The sequence below is a fragment of the Brevibacterium sp. SIMBA_078 genome (assembly GCF_046534565.1).
GTDB lineage: Bacteria > Actinomycetota > Actinomycetes > Actinomycetales > Brevibacteriaceae > Brevibacterium.
Map to the genome: position 1 here is coordinate 1 of NZ_JAWRYQ010000290.1, position 265 is coordinate 265.

The 265-nt window shown below is 30.2% G+C and carries 1 protein-coding gene; it reads right to left on the reverse strand.

Annotated elements, in window-relative coordinates; all coding sequences use genetic code 11:
* Nucleotides 1-265: hypothetical protein (locus SB749_RS19765; protein ID WP_410711806.1), on the reverse strand; the 265-nt coding region annotated here is incomplete at both ends.

A 265-nucleotide genomic window follows, 5' to 3' on the forward strand; every position in this document is an offset into this window, starting at 1 on the left:
CATCCGGAAGGCTTAACTTAGACATAAACCCCTTTACTATGAACTGATCACTTTTATGTGTAAGAATAATAAATTTGGCATTAGAAGTTACATTCTCTAAGTAATACTTAAAAAAACAAAGTGTATTTTTTATATTTTGCCACGAATAATATACGTTTCCTGCATAGACAAATACATGTTCATTTTTAATACAAAGTTTATTTCTAAATGCTTGACGATTCTTTGCACTAAAAGTTAAACGCCCCTTGACAAATCCAGTAGACGT